This window comes from Bartonella sp. AA74HLJMH, from assembly GCF_042197045.1.
Classification (GTDB): Bacteria; Pseudomonadota; Alphaproteobacteria; order Rhizobiales; family Rhizobiaceae; genus Bartonella.
Genome location: NZ_JBHIRJ010000008.1, coordinates 33481 through 52017, shown reverse-complemented (window position 1 = coordinate 52017; position 18537 = coordinate 33481). Strand labels below are relative to the sequence as shown.

The window sequence follows — 18537 nt, the reverse complement described above, 5'->3', positions numbered from 1 at the left end:
ACAATAAAAATCAGAGAGTTAAATTTCTTGGTTTTAGATTAGTTTGAGTTTAGATGGCTGCTTGATGACACAAGCCAATGGTAAGATGGTGTACAATATTAGTAGTGCTTTCTTCTCCGAGCAAAATTTATTTTTGTTGCGTTTATAGTGCTAAAAAATTGTCAAAGATGGGTAATTTTTATATGTGCAAAATGTGGTTATTCGTGCGGATTTTGTTGGTACATTCAATATATTATTACGTGGATGAGTTTTTGCTTAAACAATAAGAAAATTGACAGAATAAAGCTTTTAAGTTGCCCGATAGAAAGCTAAGAGCTTCGCCAAACAACATGATAGCAATTATCAAGACAACAATCACATAGAGATTTTTCAGCATGCTGAGCAGTCAAAATTCAGTTAATAATTGCTTGGAAATAAAAGGATTCACTAAGCAAAGCGGGCAAAAACGATGGCAACGCAACTGAGTTCAATAACATAATTAAATATATTTCTTTGTTGTACTGGTTAACTAATGGAATTATACATAATTTTATTGTGAATTTCTTATTTTATATTATGATTTTATTTAATATAAAGATAATTATTATGTAATATTTTAGTGTTATTATAAATATTATTATTTAATTAAATATATACAATATAAACATAATATATTTATATTATTTTAAAAAGTAATTAAATAAGATATTATTTTTTAAAAAATTATTTTCTATTTTTTTAATATTAATAAGCTCATTTTTCAATTTTTCTTAACAATGATAAGAGAAAAATGGAGTTTTACATCCTCTTTACAATAAATAAAATGATACTTTAATCTGGTTTTGCTCTCTAAGCTTAGAGCTATACAAATGTTATTGCTTATCATTAATAAAACTAATGTGATTGATGGCGTAGAGATTACAAAGGGCTAATTTTTTTTGCATGTAATTCATATCTTTTACAAGACTTTAAAAATAACACAGAAAAAATGAGAGAGGAAGGAATAGTGAACAAGAGTGATAAGCTTTTTCATTTTTTAGTGTTATGATTACTTTTGTATTTTACGGTTCATTCATTGTATGTATGATCAATTCCAAAATTTTTATTTTAAGCTTATAGTGAATCTATATTTTAGTCTGTTATTGAAGTGTTGTCGTGATTGAGATTACAATATCACAGTAGTGAACACTCTGATTTAATAGAGAAGATTGTTTGCTAGCAAATAATCTATCCATATCAACGTTATTTAAATTTTTTTCCAAATATATATCTATGTTAATTTTCGTGATTGATATCTTTTCTAAGATGAAAAGGGGCATGAGCTGATTTGAATATCCATAAATTTTTCGTATTAACTCAAAAAATATACGATCACATCATTTTACGGCTATTCTAGATTATCATTTTGATAAACTGAATAAGTATAGCGATGCGTCTTACAAATATTTGCAAAAATGCTTTTATTGGACATTATTAAATTTTTTATGATTTATATTTTTAATCATTTTATCTTGGTTAGAAAGAAGGTGTATTCATTTTTATTTCTCTATTTTATCTTAAAGTCGTGGAATTATATTAATGTTAGAAATTTATAATTGTGGAAGACAATGAACTTTATTAAAATTATTCCACGTTCTTGTAGAAACGCATGGCTGTGAAATCGTTGAAATGCGTAATAGCTTATGGCATTAGATTTGGCGCATTCACCAAAGTTATCCCTTATCTTACCTAATTTAGCTTTTTCAATCAAAGAGTTAAGCTGGTGCTTACGCTAATTGTAGCTGGGGCAAATATTTTTTCTCAATCTATCCTAAGGAAAAATTATTTTATAAAAATATTTATTTTACTATATTATACAAAAAATAAAAACATTATGTGTAACTAAAAAACAACATATTGATATTTTTATATATTATAAAATCATAATAATATTTATGATAATAAAGCTAAATTTATAATAAAAACAATAAAATAATTTTATTTTAACATATTTTTATCATTAAACTACATAATGTAAAGTACAAATAAAATAATTGACAATTATTAAATAAACATGTAACGGATATATTGTAAGTGTAATATAATATAAAAATAACAATTAAAATAAAATTATTAATTAAATTTTGTATTATATTTTTATTATCAGAAGATAAATATACTTTATCGATAGATAACGGAATGTTTTCTATTTAGAGGGGGCGGTAAAGAAAATTTATTTTACTAAATGTTGTAATTAGGTGGTTATGATGAAAATATTCAAGCATTGTATAGTATGTTTTGTTGCAGTAGCGATTTTCTTTTCACAGATTTTAAGAGCCAATGCTGATTCTTTAAATGGCAGATTTCAAAATGCTGGTTTTATTTCCGTAATGACACAGGAAAATAGAGTTATTAAAGCTGTTGATATGATTATTAGCCAGTTTGGAGGACAAGGGGCTGAGAAAAATGTCCAAAAAGTTGCGGGTTTAATGGGGTTGGAGACAGCGATTTTTGGTCTCATCGCATATCTTGTATATTTCTTTACTAGAAAGCCACCGAGTCCTAACAGAGAGACAGGTGGAAGAACATTCGATGCTTTTGCTCATAGTTCATGGGCTTTGAATTAAAAGATATTATCCTTGATAAACTTTGAATTATGCTGTTATTGAATGTTTTATATTAAATAAACCGTGATATTTAATCACGGTTTATTTATTTTTTTTAATCTTAATGACCTTGATAAGTTTATCCTTTTATATCATTAAGATATTGTTTTGTGGATGCCAGTATATGGTGCATTAAATTCAGCTAATCAGTTGCTTTTTAAATTTACTTAAATTTTTTTCTCTTCAAAATGCGCATTTGAGCTAAGTTTGTGGTTGATATTTTTTTTATGATGAAAACGCGAATGCATTAATTGAGATATCCATAAACTTTGTATATCAACTCAAAAAATACAAGGTCACACAATCTTACGACTATTTGTGGGTTTTATGTTGATGAACTGAATAAGTATAGCGATGCGTCTTACAAATATTTGCAAAAATGCTTTTATTGGAATCTTTTAATCTCTTTGTGGTTTACAATTCATTTTATCATTTTATCTTAAGCAAAGAGAATGTGGATTCATTTCTATTTCTCTATTTTATCTGAGAAGGGTGGAGTTATACGAATGTCAAAAAAAGTCATGATCGTGGAAGATAATGAGCTTAATATGAAGTTATTTCGCGATCTTGTAGAAGCGAGTGGTTATGAAACCGTTGAAACGCGTAATGGTCTTATGGCATTAGATTTGGCGCGTTCATCAATGCCATCTCTTATCCTTGTGGATATCCAGTTGCCAGAGGTCTCTGGAATAGATGTTATTAAACAATTAAAAGAAGATGAAGAACTTCGATCAATCCCCGTTGTTGCTGTAACAGCTTTTGCTATGAAAGGCGATGAGGAGCGAATTCGTGCCAGTGGATGTGAAGAATATATGTCAAAGCCTATTTCTGTCCCTCATTTTATTACAATGGTAAAGCATTTCTTGGACTAAAGCTTGTTAAGTGATGATAGAAAAAATATTGAAAAGCTTATAAGATTGCTAAAGTTGTCGCGTAAATATTTTTGTGCTTTAGCACGTCGATATATTACAAGTTAGTAAAACAGATTTAAAAAATTGAAACTGAAGTTTTGAATTTTTTCGGTCTATTTTTCTTGCCTTTTATCTTAAGAGAAGAGGTTGTTTTGCATTCTTGTTTTTTCTAATCGGTATAGATTTGTTCCTACATTCATCTAAAAGTCTGTTTTAGCAGTTTAAAAAAGCCCCGTTTTTGTCCGAGGCTTTATGCATTGCAAAAATTGAAATTAACGCTTTGAGAATTGGAAAGAACGACGTGCTTTTGCTTTACCGTATTTTTTACGTTCAACAACACGACTATCACGGGTAAGAAACCCACCTTTTTTCAAGATTGAGCGAAGTTCTGGTTCGTAATAGGTTAAAGCTTTGGAAATGCCATGGCGCACTGCACCGGCTTGTCCAGAAAGACCACCGCCTGCAACGGTTGCAATAATATCAAACTGGGTATCCCTATTTGTTGCAACAATTGGTTGACGAAGAATCATTCTAAGAACAGGACGAGCAAAATATTTGTCAAATTCCTTATTGTTGATCGTGATTTTTCCAGAACCTGGTTTAATCCATACACGCGCAACAGCGTCTTTACGCTTTCCTGTTGCGTAAGCACGTCCTTGTGAATCAAGCTTCTGCACGTGAACAGGAACAACATTTTCATGTGTTTCTGTAATACTTGTTACTATGCTAAGCTCAGAAAGAGAATTAATTTCAGCCATAATCAAGCAATCCTTTTGTTTTTGCGGTTTAAAGCACCAACGTCAAGAGATTCAGGCTGTTGTGCTTCATGTGGATGTTGGCTTCCAGCGTAAACACGTAGATTCTTCAATTGACGGCGACCAAGAGGCCCTCGAGGAATCATGCGCTCTACTGCTTTTTCAATAACGCGTTCGGGAAAACGCCCCTCAAGAAGTTGACGTGCTGTACGTTGTTTGATTCCACCAATATAGCCGGTATGCCAATAATATTTTTTATCCGTATATTTTTTGCCAGTGAGAGCTATTTTATCTGCATTAATGACAATAACGTTGTCACCATCATCAACATGTGGAGTAAATGTAGCTTTATGTTTGCCACGTAAGCGGTTAGCAACAAATGTGGCAAGACGACCCAAAACAAGGTTTTCTGCGTCAATAATAACCCATTTTTTCACCACTTCAGTTGGCTTTTGTGAAAAAGTTGCCATAGAAGTATCCTTTATTAGAACCCTTTTAATATAAGGGAATTTTTACTGTTTTGCGTTGAAAATTGTTACCATAGCGAAATATTTAACGCATACTACTTGCTCTGATATAATGTCTTTTGATTGACGTCAAGAGAAAATAAAAACTTTATAAAACAACATGTTACAAGAAAGGTATTATAATACCCCATTAAAAGAAGTTTGTAGACCATTTAAACTTAAAATGAATGTTGCAAAAGACTATTTTATCTTTAACGCATGATTGTATTTTATCGTTCTTCATTATAAAATAAGCAATAATGCAGTGGTCTCGTTATTTTCTCAATGTTGAATCTTCTGCTTGTGGTCAAGCTTGGTTAGATGCCCTTGATATTCAAGGGATAAATAACGCGCGCGCTATTTCTCAAAAATTTGGCTTTCCAGATCAGTTAGCTCGAGTACTTTCAGCAAGAGATGTGGATGAAGCTGAGGCTGTTGCTTTTATTAATCCAACATTACGTACGCTTATGCCTGATCCAGAAAGTTTTAGGGATATGCAATGCGCTGCAGAGCGTATTGTTAAGGCTCTTCTCAATCAAGAACAGGTTGCTGTTTTTGGTGATTATGATGTTGATGGTGCTTGTTCATCGGCACTCATAGCGCGTTTTTTTCGTTATTTTGGTATTGAAGTCAAAATTTATATTCCTGATCGTATTGTTGAAGGCTATGGTCCGAATGAACAAGCAATGAGGATGCTTGTGCAAGAAGGCGCTCGGTTAATTATCACTGTTGATTGTGGCGCAAACAGTCCAGATGCCGTAAAAGCAGCGAGGCTTGCTGGTGCTGATGTTGTGATTTTAGATCATCATCAAATGTCAGAGATTCATCAAGAAGCTGTTGCTCTTGTCAATCCTAATCGTCCTGATGATTTTTCTAAACAGGGGCATTTATGTGCAGCTGGCGTTGTTTTTGTTACGTTAGCTTGGGTTCATCATTTGCTGCGGAAAAAACAATTCCAAGGACCGCTGCCTGATCTTTTAAGTATGCTTGATCTTGTTGCATTGGCAACCATATGTGATGTCGTTCCATTACAGGGGGTTAACCGTGCTTTTGTGTTAAAAGGGCTTCAAGTTGCTCGTTCTATGCATAATCTAGGAATAACAGCTTTAACAAAGGTTGCACGAATAGGGGAGCCGCTTAATAGTTTTCATTTAGGTTTTTTATTAGGTCCTAGAATTAATGCAGGAGGGCGCATTGGTGATCAAGCTTTGGGAGCACGTTTGCTTAGCTGTGAGAATAAAGATGAAGCGGACAGAATAGCAGAACAATTAGATCGGCTTAATCAAGAACGCCAAGAAATGGAGAATATTCAATTAGCACAAGCGGAATCTTACATTTCTTCTCTTTATCAAGATCAAGAAATACCATTGTCACTTGTCATTTCTCATAAAGAATGGCATCCGGGGATTATTGGTATTCTTGCTTCCCGCCTCAAAGAGCGTTTTTTTTGTCCTGTTTTTGCTATTGCTTTGAAAGAAGATGGAAATGGCGTAGGGTCGGGACGCTCAATTAATGGTATAGATTTAGGAGCAATCGTTCGTGAAGCTGTTACATTAAATTTATTAGAAAAAGGAGGGGGGCATAGTATGGCAGCAGGAATTACAATTCAATCAACAAAAATTGAAATTTTTCGAAAATGGCTAGAAGAAAAAGTTTCTTTAATGGTTTCACAGTTGCGTGCAAAAAAATCTCTTAGTATAGATGGTTCTCTTTCTGCTTCTGGTGTTAATGAAGCGCTGTTTGAATTGCTTGAAAAAGCAGGGCCATTTGGGGCAGGGAATGCAACACCTGTTTTTGTTCTTCCCTCTCATCGACTGGTGAATCTATCTGAAGTTGGTAAAGGACATCTTCGCCTCATTGTATCTAATGTTGAAGGAAAAAAACTACAAGGAATAGCTTTTCGTGCTGTAGGGACATCGCTAGGTGATTTTCTTTTTGAAAATATTGGTGAAATGATTCATTTAGCTGGTCATCTTAGTTTGAATTATTGGAATGGAACGATCAATCCGCAACTGCGCGTGATTGACGCAGCCGCAGTGGTTTGAAAGGGATATTTTTTATATTAGATGTCTAGATTAGAAGCAAAAGTAGAGTTTTCTTGTATGAAACGAAATCGTGCTTCTGGTTTTGTTCCCATGAGACTTTCTACAGTCTTTTTCGTTTCTTGCATTTCCACGGCATCAATAGAAACACGAAGCAATGTACGTTTTTGAGGATGCATAGTTGTTTCTTTAAGTTGTTCTGCGCGCATTTCACCCAGCCCTTTAAAACGCCCGATTTCGATTTTAGCTTTTCCAGTAAATTCAGTTTTGAGCAATTCATCCTTATGAATGTCGTCACGAGCATAAGCAACTTTTCCTCCTTGCGATATTCTATAAAGGGGAGGGACGGCAAGATATAAATGTCCCTGATGAATAAGGTCAGGCATTTCTTGAAAGAAGAAGGTAATGAGCAGTGACGCAATATGAGCACCATCAACATCAGCATCTGTCATGATGATAATACGTTCATATCTGAGATCTTTTTCACGATACTTGGAGCGTGTTCCACATCCAAGAGCAAGGATAAGATCGCTAATTGTTTGGCTTGAGTTCATTTTTTCATGTGCAGCACTGGCGACATTTAAGATTTTACCACGAAGAGGTAAAATTGCTTGGTTTGCTCTATTTCTTGCTTGTTTAGCAGATCCTCCTGCAGAATCCCCTTCAACAATGAATAGTTCAGCACCCAAAGCATGGTTCTGGCTACAATCTGCAAGTTTACCGGGCAGACGTAATTTACGGACAGCAGTTTTTCGACTTATTTCTCTATCTTGGCGTCGTCTAACACGTTCTTCAGCACGTTCGATAACCCAATCGAGAAGTTTTGTTGCTTCTTGTGGGGAATTTGCTAACCAATGATCAAAGGGATCGCGGATTGCATTCTCAACGATACGCTGTGCTTCAATGGTTGCTAATCGATCTTTTGTTTGTCCAACAAATTCAGGGTTACTGATAAAGACTGAAAGTATTGCGGCTGTTGAAATCATAATATCGTCAGACGTAATAATCGTTGCGCGCTTGTTTCCTATTAACTCAGCGTAGGATTTCAATCCACGCAAAAGAGCTTGACGTAATCCTATTTCATGTGTTCCGCCTTCTCCTGTAGGAATCGTATTGCAGTAAGATTGCACACAAGAATCACCACCATGCCAAGCGATAGCCCACTCAACGGAGCCATGGCCATTATTGTGTTGTGTTTTGCCAGAAAAAATTTCTGACGTTACTCGATATTCATCTTTTAGTGACGAAAGTAAATAGTCTTTAAGCCCATCGGGAAAATGAAAAACAGCTTTTTCAGGAATATTTTTTGCGCCTTCAAGTATGACGGGATCACAAGACCAGCGAATTTTTACGCCACCAAAAAGATAGGCTTTGGAGCATGTCATCTTATAGATTTTTTCTGGATCAAAAGCTGCTTTTTCACCAAAAATTTCATGATCAGGATGAAAACGAACGCGCGTACCACGACGATTATAAACATCTCCCAGATCTTCCAATCCAGATTGAGGAATACCGCGTGAGAAACGTTGGCGGTAAAGTTTTCGTTCTCGTGCAACTTCAACTTCCATATCATCAGAAAGAGCATTGACGACAGAAATTCCTACTCCATGAAGTCCACCTGCAGTTTGATAAGCCTTTCCATCAAATTTTCCCCCTGAGTGGAGTTGTGTCATAATAACTTCAAGAGTCGATTTCTCAGGCATTTGAGGATGATTTTCAACAGGAATACCGCGTCCATTATCTGTAACGGTTATATAACCGTTCCTATCTAATGAGACCTCAATAGAATCTGCATAACCCGCAACAGCTTCATCCATCGCGTTATCAATAATTTCGGCAAATAAATGATGAAGCGCTTTACTGTCTGTTCCACCAATATACATTCCAGGGCGTAAACGTACCGGCTCTAAACCCTCAAGAACTCGAATAGAGAGGGCATTATAGTCATCTTCTTGCGTATCTTTTGCACTTTTTCTTGAAATCATCGCGTTTGATTTCATTGGAGACTGCAGAGTGTTTTCTTTTGTATTTACCCGAGATTGGGCTTTATTTAAAACACTAAAAAGATCCTTTTTGTTATCGCTCATAGCGTTTAACTATCCACCTCATAAAATCAAATATTTATTAAAATAATTTTATGCCTGTTTTTTATTTAAAAATCAATGCACTTAGGAAACATCGATTGTTGGACCAAAAATTTTTTCAAAAGCGTGTTTGAGAGCAATATCAATATCATGCATTGCTACAGGGCAACCTAGATCAAGAAAGCTTGTTACACCGTGGTTTGTAATTCCACAAGGAACAATTCCTGAATAATGGGCTAAATTAGGATTAACATTGATAGAAACTCCATGAAAACTTATCCATTTGCGCACTCGAATGCCAATAGCTGCAATTTTATCTTCGGAAGAAAGATCATTTTGTTTTGATGGGCAATGAGACTGTTTAACCCAGACACCAACGCGATCTTCTCTGCGTTCGCCTTTAATATTAAAGTTGGCAAGCATCTGTATGATCCATTCTTCTAATGCACTAATGAAAGCACGAATGTCTTGTTTCCGGCGTTTAAGATCAAGCATGATATAAGCAATACGCTGTCCTGGACCGTGATATGTAAATTCACCTCCTCGTCCTGCTTCATAAACAGGGAATAAATTAGGCGCCAAAAGATCTTTTTTATTTGCACTCGTTCCCGCTGTATAAAGGGAAGGGTGTTCAAGAAGCCAAACTTGTTCATGCGCGGTTTTTGCAAGAATTTTTTCTACACGTTCTTGCATATAACGCAGAGCTTCAGGATACTCAACTAGATGATCACTTATCTTCCATTCAACGGGTGGATTTCCTAGAATTGCATTAAAATGATGTGATAAGTGATTACGATCCGTATGTTTCAATTCAAATGTCATTGGTAATATTTATCTTGATGTTTGAGTTTATTTTGTAATCAATAAAAGTGATTATAGAGTAAGGTATAGAATTGTTGAATAAAAGAGAATACGTTCATAAATTTTATCTTAAGAAGATTTGCTACGCTTAAAAATCCACGTTCCTTTTACCATCTTCCTGTTGCACCACCACCACCAGATGATCCACCACCACCCCTAAATCCCCCTCCACCTCGAGGACCACCGAACCTTCCACCAGGATATCTGCCACCGGCACTTAAGTTAAGAAACCAAGGTGTGAAGATGATCCCCAGCCAGAGATACTTTTGTGGGCCCACTTTTTTACCAAAAATCATTGCAAGAATGGGCAAACCAACGACTATAAAGAGAATGAGAAACATGATTGTATTTATAATCATTTCTTCTTTTTCAGCTTGTTTACGTTGTTCTTCAACGATTTTAGCTTTTTCTTTGATGCGAAAAGTAAAATCAGAATCACTTTCTGTAATAACTTTGATAATTGTATCAACTGCTTCAGCAATTCCTTTTTGATAATTTCCTTCGCGAAAATTAGGAATCATGAAGCTATTAATAATGACAGAGGAAAGAGCATCTGTTAGCTCTCCTTCCAAACCATATCCAACTTCGATACGTGCTGTGCGTTCATTCGGTGCAATGACCAGTAATACACCATTATTGATCTTCTTTTGGCCTAATCCCCATGTACGAAAAAGAGAATTGCTGTACGTTTCTATATCGTTGCCCGAAAGAGTAGGGAGTGTTACAAGAACAATTTGATCTCCCGTTTTCTCTTCCAGTGCTGCCAGTTTTTTTGTCAAGTCTTCCTTGGTTGCATTATCGAGCAAATGAGCCACATCATTAACATAACCTGTTAAATGAGGAAATTTTATTTGCGAACAAGCGATACTTCCTAATGCAGCAACTAAATACAGAGAGCAGATAAAAGCCCATAATTTTGGAAATACAATACGTTGCAAAGAGTATCGAAATGATTTCATTAATTAAAATTAACCTTTGGTGTTTGTTGGCTATCAGTATCGATGGTAAAAGTTGGCATAGGTTTAGCATCACGAAACCATAATTTTGCCCAAATCATCGTCGGCATTGTTTTGAGTGCAGTATTGTAGGCACGTACTGTTTCAATATAATCGCGGCGCGCAACGGAAATACGGTTTTCTGTTCCTTCTAATTGTGATTGAAGAGCAAGAAAGTTTTGGTTTGCTTTAAGATCCGGATAGTTTTCAACAACAGCCATAAGTCGCGAAAGTGCACTTGATAAATTTGCTTGATTTTTGAGATATTGCTGCATAACTTCTGGATTATTCAACATATCTGCATTAATGTTGACTTGTGTTGCTTTAGCACGTGCTTCAATTACATTTGTGAAAACACTTTGTTCATGAGCTGCGTAAGCTTTAACTGTTTCTACAAGATTGGGGATGAGATCTATACGACGTTGATATTGATTGAGCACTTCACTCCATGCTGCATGTGCTTTTTCTTCATTTGTTGGTATCGTATTAAATCCGCACCCACTTAAAAATGGCACTAACCATGCCAAAAGAATCACGATTGGAAATTTTTTTAATATTTTAAACATTGAAGAAGTTTGTACATTTAACATAAAGATGTCTCCACAGATATTTTATGTATTATATAGGGTTTATTTTCTTGGTGGAAAGTATTTTGAACTTTATAAACAGGCGTATTTATCAATAAATTGATATCTCTCTGCGTTTTAGGTACGCTTAAGTGACTTGTTGATGTTAAAATAATAATAGTAATATAGATGTCATCTTATAAAAGATCAATAATATTTATATCAATTATTATTACAGAAAAATATATTATTTTCGTAGGAGTTTTGGGTTTCGCAACGTGCAGATAACAATTGGAAAAGAGAAAAATGTAAGTATCAATCTTATGGAAAGATAGAAGGTCAGGGCAGTTCTTATTTTCCTCCTTTAGAAGTTATGTTTAATACATTGGATAAAAAGGCTTTTTAATTATGTATGGTAGTAATTGAGAAGGAGGGTGAAAGTCCTATGATAGAAAGTGTTCAGCGGCAAAGTGAAAAGTTTGATGGATTGGCTAATGATTATGATCGTTATCGTCCTCGCTATCCCCTTACTTTATTTAAAACCATGCTCCATCCTTTTAAGAACAAAAAGCATTTGTCCATTGTGGATGTGGGTGCTGGGACAGGCATCGCATTAGAGGGAATTGTTAAATTTTTAGGAAATGAGCACCAATATCATGCTATCGATGTATCGGCAGATATGATTAAGCAGGGGCGAAAAAAATTTCCTACGGTGCAGTGGTATCAGGGCCGTGCCGAAGACCTATTGCCTCAAATTGGCGAGGTTGATCTTGTCATTGCAGCGCAAGCGTTTCAGTGGATGGATCGTCCCAAGTTGCTTTGTTCTGTTTCAGATCAACTTCGAGTCAATGGTGTCATGGCGGTTATTCAAAATAATCGTGATTTCAAGCATAGCGAATTTCTAGAGGCTTATGAGACATTGTTAGAGAAAATGAGTCCGAATTATTCCCGTTATTATCGTAATTTTGATTTTTTACAGGAAATGACTGATGGCTTTGGGGTAGATCCAGAAAAGATTTTTTTTCATACGCACAATTGGACGATGATGATCCCATCTGAAGCTTTTATTGGAATGAGCCGCTCTTCAACGCAAGCGCAACGCGCTATTGCTTGCTATGGGGAAGAATATTTGCGGCAATTGGTCGCATTGATAAAGAAATATGAAGTGCAAGGCAATTTGGAGCTTTTGTATCGAAGTGAGCTCTATATGTATGCAGGATAATCCGATATCGATGATTGCTTTTGCTCTTTTAGCACATCAGAGTGGGCGGTATTCAGGAAATTAACGCCTTATTAAGGCAGACTTTGAGGGCGAAAGTTTTTTTCTTCAGCATTCACATTGACATCTTATTACCGCTGATTTTCATTGTTCACTTGATATGAGAGAGTTTAAATAGAAAATTTATGCAGTGCATTATAGTATCGAAGCGCTTTTTTTACTGCAGTTTAACAACAGATTATTTTATAAAATAAGAAGAGGTAGATTGAATAGAAATATTTGATAATTCTTTGTTTTTATGATTTTTTTTTGTTATTAAATGAGAGTGTTTTTAATAAATTTTGACAAAAACAACTGAAAAAGTACAAAAAATTATCATAATCAGAAATTTGTAGTAAAAAAGGTAATGGCTTGGAAGCACCTTTAAAAAACAACTCATTTTGAAATTATCTCTAAATTCAGATTCAATATAACAAAAAAGTAAAATATAAATATGCTATATGAAGCATTTCTCTGTTTAAAAGATATAATATAAAACAATATATTAATTATTTTTTTTGATATAAGAAAACTTCTTTTATTTTCTATTTTAAATAACGGGTTAGGCCGATTCTTATGTGGTTTTATTGAAGATGTGTTTTTCAAGGTTTAATCTGGCGCTTTAAATACAATTTTAGAAGTCGCAAATAAGCTCAATTTCTTCTCTGTTGTGATGTGTTGAATAAGTTTTTTAATTTTCTATAGAGTTTGATTTTTGCAATCATGATAGATTGTGACAGCTATCTATTTAAGGTTTTTATAAGTTTAGTAAGAATAGCTTGATAATAAATCCATTGATTTTTTCATCTTTACGCTTCATAAAAGAATAAGCCTGCACCATCCACACTTTCATCTCCCAATGTTGCGACAGCCCTTGACACGGTTCATAAGAGGAGTTTTTAGTCCTTTTTTACAGTTTTATCCATACGCCAATCTCGCTTATTACGTGCAAGCGAATGGTTTTGATTTATTCAACATACACAGATTTGGAATGAGAGAGTTTTAAGATATTCAGCTCTCTCATTTAATATGAAGCATGCTAGATTATGATTATAAATTAAAGCTTTATCTATTTTTGAAATCCATGACTTGGTTGTGTTTGTCAATATTTCATTTTCATTTATCGTAAACTATTCTACTTTTGGATAATAACTCCATTGTAAGGAATACCTTTAAGAAAGCATTCTCGCTTTAAAGAGTCGTTATAGTTTTTTTTGTTTTATAGAAGGATCAATAATGCTAAACGTTATACTTTGATAAAAAAAAGAAAGTAAATTATGACTATTATACTGAAACCGAGCGAGGTGACGCTTAGTGAGCTTGCAGCTATTTATTTTAATGGTGAAGTGAGTAAACTTCATAATGACACGCATTTAGCTATCGAGAAAGGGGCTCAGCGCATTGCTGAAATTGCTGCTGGAAGTGAGCCTGTGTACGGTATTAATACTGGTTTTGGGAAGTTGGCTTCCATTAAAATTTATGCGGACGATGTCGCTGTTTTACAGAGAAACCTTATTTTGTCCCATTGTTGTGGGGTAGGAGAGCCTTTAGCTGAAAATATTGTGCGTTTGATAATGAGCTTAAAGCTTATCTCTTTAGGAAGAGGGGCTTCAGGAGTTCGTCTAGAATTGGTAAATTTGCTGGAAAATATGCTTGCAAAGGGCGTCATTCCTGTCATCCCTGAAAAAGGGTCTGTTGGTGCTTCAGGTGATCTAGCTCCACTTGCTCACATGGCGGCTGTTATGATGGGAGAAGGGGAAGCATTTTTTCAAAATATTCGTATGAGTGGGGCGGTTGCATTAGAGAAAGCGGGATTGTCCCCTATTATTTTAGAGGCAAAGGAAGGTCTAGCTCTTATTAATGGAACTCAAACATCAACAGCCCTTGCACTTGCTGGTCTTTTTCGAGGTTATCGGGCATTGTGTGGTGGATTGTTGGCAGGGGCTTTGACGACAGATGCTATCATGGGATCAACGGCGCCATTTCATCCTGATATCCATATTTTACGAGGACATTATGGGCAGATTGCTGTATCGAAAACATTAGAAAAGCTTGTAGAGGATTCAGAAATTCGTGCAGCACATTTACGGGGGGATGAGCGTGTACAAGATCCTTATTGTATACGTTGCCAGCCACAGGTCATGGGGGCATGTTTTGATATTTTGCTGGCAGCAGCAAAAACACTGATTATTGAAGCAAATGCTGTTACAGATAATCCATTGATTTTAAGGAATGGTGAAGTTGTATCAGGTGGGAATTTTCATGCTGAACCTGTAGCGTTTGCTGCTGATCAGATTGCTCTTGCTTTATGTGAAATAGGATCTATTTCTCAACGGCGTATTGCTCTTATGGTTGATCCAGCAGTTTCTTATGGACTTCCAGCTTTTTTAGCGCATAATGCGGGTCTTAATTCAGGTTTTATGATTGCTGAAGTAACAGCGGCAGCTTTAATGTCTGAAAATAAGCAAATGGCCCATCCTGCTTCCGTTGATTCAACCCCAACTTCTGCCAATCAAGAAGATCATGTTTCAATGGCTTGCCATGGAGCGCGTCGGTTATTGGTAATGAGCGAAAATCTTTTTACACTTATTGGCATTGAAACGCTTGTTGCAGCACAAGGAATTGAATATCGTGCACCTTTAAAAACAAGTACTTTTTTGCAATCCGTTATGGAATGTCTACGAAAAAATGTTGCTTCTCTTAAGGAAGATCGATATCTGGCTCCAGATCTTCATCAAGCACATATACTTGTGCGTGAAGGGCACTTATTATCTGTTTTACCAGAAACAATTTTTCCTTCATTAAGTTTTCAATAGTATTTGTTTGAAGGTCAATGCTGAAGGGCGGATATTGAATTTTAAAACTTTCTCATATGAAAATATAGAGGAGCGATACAATATTTGAATTATTTAATAAATCATATATTTATTACTGTATATATCTGATTTTTGTAGTTAACTAGATATTATGTTATTTTATAGAAACTATAAACTTAAAGCACCTATATTTTCTGATTTATATCAGAAATTTTAATATAAGTTAAATAATATCCACGAATTATATATTCGTGATATTATATTTCTATAAATATAAATTATAATATATGTATTGTATAGAGTAAAAATAAAAGTTTTATTTTATATTATTCTTATTTGTTAATACTTTATGAATTTTATAGTTCATTTTTGATATTTAAAATAAAAAAGGAGAAAGGAATGTTTAAAAGTGCTAAATTATGTGTTTCAATAACAGTTCTTTTTTTCTCTCAAATTCTTGAGATTCATGCAAATTTTAGGAGAGGTAGCTTTCCAGAGGAAGTTTTCATTATGATAGTGGCCCAAGAGAAAGAGCCTCTTATTTCAGCGAAAAACAAAGATTTTATTGCTATATCAGGGCAAATTCCCAGAGGTAAGGAGAACGCTATCATCGGACCAACAATCAAAGATGCTCTTTTTACCGTATATTTTTTTTTCATTGGAAAGCTTGTCGTTAAGGCAGCTGGAGTCCTTAAAAGATGGGTTGTAGATACACTTTCTCATACTTTTGAAAACTTGCGAGATTCGTATTATCATTAATTGAGCTATTCAATTGGCGTAAAAAGTTTTTTTATAAGCTCAAAGAGAGTTGGCTTAAAGTAACAAAAAAATAATTGTATGCATAGTTAATGTGTTTGTTATGAATTTTTAGGCTTCTATTTCAGTGCACTGAAATAGAAGCCTAAAAGTTTAGATTACATTAAGGTTAATTTTCTCTGTAAAAAACTAGAGAATACGAAATGAATTAAATGACAATTATGAAAAAATTCATTATCACTTTATTTGAATAAAATAATACGAAATTGTAGGCTATAAAAGCTGAATAATTCGCAATAAAAGTATTTTTTCATTGTTTAGAGCAAAGTGTTGGACTGGCTGGTCTTCGATGTTTTTTGAAATATATTTGTGAAAGAAACATGAGGCTTTATTTCTCATAGAGCTGTTATCGTGGTGTGGATTGTCAGCATTTCAAAAAGTAAGGAAAGAAATGGCAATAAATGAACTGAAAAGAGGGATGAGTAAGCGCCAAGTTATTTTTTTAGCTCTTGGTTCTGCTATTGGAACAGGTCTTTTTTATGGGTCTGCACAGGCAATTAAGCTTGCGGGTCCGAGTGTTTTGATTGCCTATTGTATTGCTGGTTTAGCTATTTTTATGGTTATGCGGGCTCTAGGAGAGATGATACTTCATAATCCATTGCCTGGTTCTTTTGCTCGTTATGCGGCAAATTACATATCACCATTAGCAGGTTTTTTAACGGGATGGACATATGTATTTGAGATGATTCTTGTTGGTTTGGCTGATATTACAGCTTTTGCGACTTATATGGGGTTTTGGTATCCTGATGTTGCTCCTTGGGTATGGGCACTGAGTATTACATTAATCATCACAGGTATTAATTTAGCGGCTGTAGAAGTCTATGGTGAACTAGAGTTTTGGCTATCTTCTATTAAAGTTATCGCTATCATTGCGATGATTATTTTAGGAATAGCAATTATTTTTTGGGGGTGGGGTGAAGGTGCAGATTTTTCTACCGTTACTGTTCATAATTTATGGAAAAATGGTGGACTTTTTCCCAATGGTTGGTTTGGTTTTTTAGCTTGCTTTAGTGTTGTTGTTTTTGCTTTTGGTGGCATAGAAATCATTGGCATGGCAGTTATGGAAGTTCAAAACCCTCATCAAACGATTTCAAAGGCAATTAATTCTACTCCAGTTCGTATTTTGCTTTTTTACGTCATGACGTTAGCTATTTTAATGTCTCTTTATCCTTGGAATGAGATTGGTCTCATGGATAGCCCTTTTGTATCCATTTTTGAAAATCTTGGGATTTCATATGCAGCAAATATTTTAAATATTGTTGTTGTTACAGCGGCTATTTCAGCAATGAATAGTGGAATGTATGGTGCTTGTCGTATGATCCATGGTTTATCGCAGGAAGGTTATGCTTTAAAAAAGTTTCAATATTTATCAAAAAACGGTATACCAGTTTTTGTTATTTTGATGATCTTCGGTATTTTTCTTCTTGGTGCTGTCCTTAATTATTTTTATCATGAAAAGCTTTTTTTTCTTATTGCTGCAATGGCAACATTTGCGACAGTTTTTGTTTGGATGATGATTCTACTTTCACAATTTTTTATGCGAATTAAGATGCCTAAAGAAGCTCAGAATGGTTTAAAATTTCCCATTCCATTTTGGCCAATAGGATCGATTTTTTCTATTTTATTTATGGTTTTTATTTTTATTCTCCTATGGTACTTTGATGAGACACGACCAGTTTTAATTATAGGTGTTATTTGGATTGCTTGGCTTGTTATTTGTTTCTATGCACTTAAACTTTATAATTTTAAGCAAAAGAAACAGCAATAAAATGTGAATAGAGATAAAGCTCAAAACAAACAGCTGATGTCATCAGGAAAACAGGTGTTTGATTGTTTTCTCTAAAGGTTAGAACAATCTAGATTGAAAAAATCTGCTCGTTATTATTTTGCTTTGGAAGTTTTTGTGAGCCATTGCTTACGGTAACGACAAAATCATATAAATATTAGGCGTTTTTTTGATGGTGAGCTGTGCCATCAATATAAGTCTTTCAGGTTAAAATGCCTAACAGTGCAAATAGATTTTACCAGATACATGATTATAGGCAGATATTTTTTTCTAAACGTATTAATGAAGTTCTGTTTCACGAAAGAAGTTATTGTAGGAATTGTTTTTTAAGCTCTTTAAAAAATTGGTTGTTTAAATTTTGTTGTTTAGAAAATTACTATTGCTTTTAGAAGCGAAGATAAAGTTCTTTATGTATTTTTTCTCAAAGAGGATTGGCGTTGGTAGAAAATAGTGGATAACAAAGTTACATGAGGCATTGTATCATTGTTTTTACAAAAACTTTAATAAACAGCAGCAA

13 protein-coding genes are annotated in these 18537 nt (G+C 34.5%); 7 read left to right on the top strand and 6 right to left on the bottom strand.

The window, feature by feature from the left end:
• Positions 1-2225 precede the first annotated feature (2225 nt).
• Entirely contained in the window at positions 2226-2585 is a 360-nt protein-coding gene (locus ACFINH_RS06080; protein WP_375613153.1) for a hypothetical protein, read from the top strand.
• A 545-nt stretch (positions 2586-3130) separates the two neighbouring features.
• Entirely contained in the window at positions 3131-3496 is a 366-nt protein-coding gene (locus tag ACFINH_RS06075) for a response regulator (protein ID WP_273724078.1), read from the top strand.
• Between the two features lie 311 nt (positions 3497-3807).
• Here the strand turns inward: ACFINH_RS06075 and rpsI are convergent, their stop codons facing one another.
• Entirely contained in the window at positions 3808-4293 is a 486-nt protein-coding gene (gene rpsI / locus ACFINH_RS06070; protein ID WP_015856545.1) for a 30S ribosomal protein S9, read from the bottom strand.
• A gap of 2 nt (positions 4294-4295) precedes the next feature.
• Positions 4296-4760, bottom strand: coding sequence for a 50S ribosomal protein L13 (rplM, locus tag ACFINH_RS06065; RefSeq protein WP_015856544.1), 465 nt, complete (start codon positions 4758-4760; stop codon positions 4296-4298).
• Positions 4761-5056: 296 nt separating this feature from the next.
• On the opposite strand from rplM, the gene recJ reads away from it, so the two are divergent.
• Positions 5057-6841, top strand: a complete 1785-nt coding sequence (gene recJ, locus ACFINH_RS06060) for a single-stranded-DNA-specific exonuclease RecJ (protein WP_375632405.1) — start codon at positions 5057-5059, stop codon at positions 6839-6841.
• A 17-nt stretch (positions 6842-6858) separates the two neighbouring features.
• Here recJ and parE read toward each other — a convergent pair whose 3' ends face one another.
• The 4 genes from parE to ACFINH_RS06040 all read right to left on the bottom strand — a co-directional run bounded on the left by parE (position 6859) and on the right by ACFINH_RS06040 (position 11368).
• The gene (gene parE / locus ACFINH_RS06055; protein ID WP_375632404.1) at positions 6859-8925 is read right to left on the bottom strand and encodes a DNA topoisomerase IV subunit B; all 2067 of its coding nucleotides are present in this window, start codon (positions 8923-8925) and stop codon (positions 6859-6861) included.
• Positions 8926-9006: 81 nt separating this feature from the next.
• Positions 9007-9744 (bottom strand): lipoyl(octanoyl) transferase LipB, encoded by a 738-nt coding sequence (lipB, locus tag ACFINH_RS06050; protein WP_375632403.1) that lies wholly within the window; start codon positions 9742-9744, stop codon positions 9007-9009.
• A 146-nt stretch (positions 9745-9890) separates the two neighbouring features.
• The gene (locus ACFINH_RS06045) at positions 9891-10742 is read right to left on the bottom strand and encodes a TPM domain-containing protein (protein ID WP_375632402.1); all 852 of its coding nucleotides are present in this window, start codon (positions 10740-10742) and stop codon (positions 9891-9893) included.
• Positions 10742-11368 carry a LemA family protein gene (locus ACFINH_RS06040; protein WP_375629028.1) on the bottom strand — a complete coding sequence of 209 codons (627 nt, stop codon included), beginning with the start codon at positions 11366-11368 and terminating at the stop codon, positions 10742-10744. The genes ACFINH_RS06045 and ACFINH_RS06040 overlap by 1 nt, the downstream gene beginning before the upstream one ends.
• A 421-nt stretch (positions 11369-11789) precedes the next feature.
• Here ACFINH_RS06040 and ACFINH_RS06035 point away from each other — a divergent pair, with 421 nt between their 5' ends.
• The 4 genes from ACFINH_RS06035 (at position 11790) to ACFINH_RS06020 (ending at position 18002) form a co-directional block, all read left to right on the top strand.
• Positions 11790-12566 carry a class I SAM-dependent methyltransferase gene (locus ACFINH_RS06035; protein ID WP_375632401.1) on the top strand — a complete coding sequence of 259 codons (777 nt, stop codon included), beginning with the start codon at positions 11790-11792 and terminating at the stop codon, positions 12564-12566.
• 1313 nt (positions 12567-13879) lie between these two features.
• Positions 13880-15418 (top strand): histidine ammonia-lyase, encoded by a 1539-nt coding sequence (hutH, locus tag ACFINH_RS06030; RefSeq protein WP_375632400.1) that lies wholly within the window; start codon positions 13880-13882, stop codon positions 15416-15418.
• A 369-nt stretch (positions 15419-15787) separates the two neighbouring features.
• Positions 15788-16177, top strand: a complete 390-nt coding sequence (locus ACFINH_RS06025; protein ID WP_375632399.1) for a hypothetical protein — start codon at positions 15788-15790, stop codon at positions 16175-16177.
• A 448-nt stretch (positions 16178-16625) separates the two neighbouring features.
• Positions 16626-18002 (top strand): amino acid permease, encoded by a 1377-nt coding sequence (locus ACFINH_RS06020; protein WP_375632398.1) that lies wholly within the window; start codon positions 16626-16628, stop codon positions 18000-18002.
• The last annotated feature ends 535 nt before the right edge of the window (positions 18003-18537 follow it).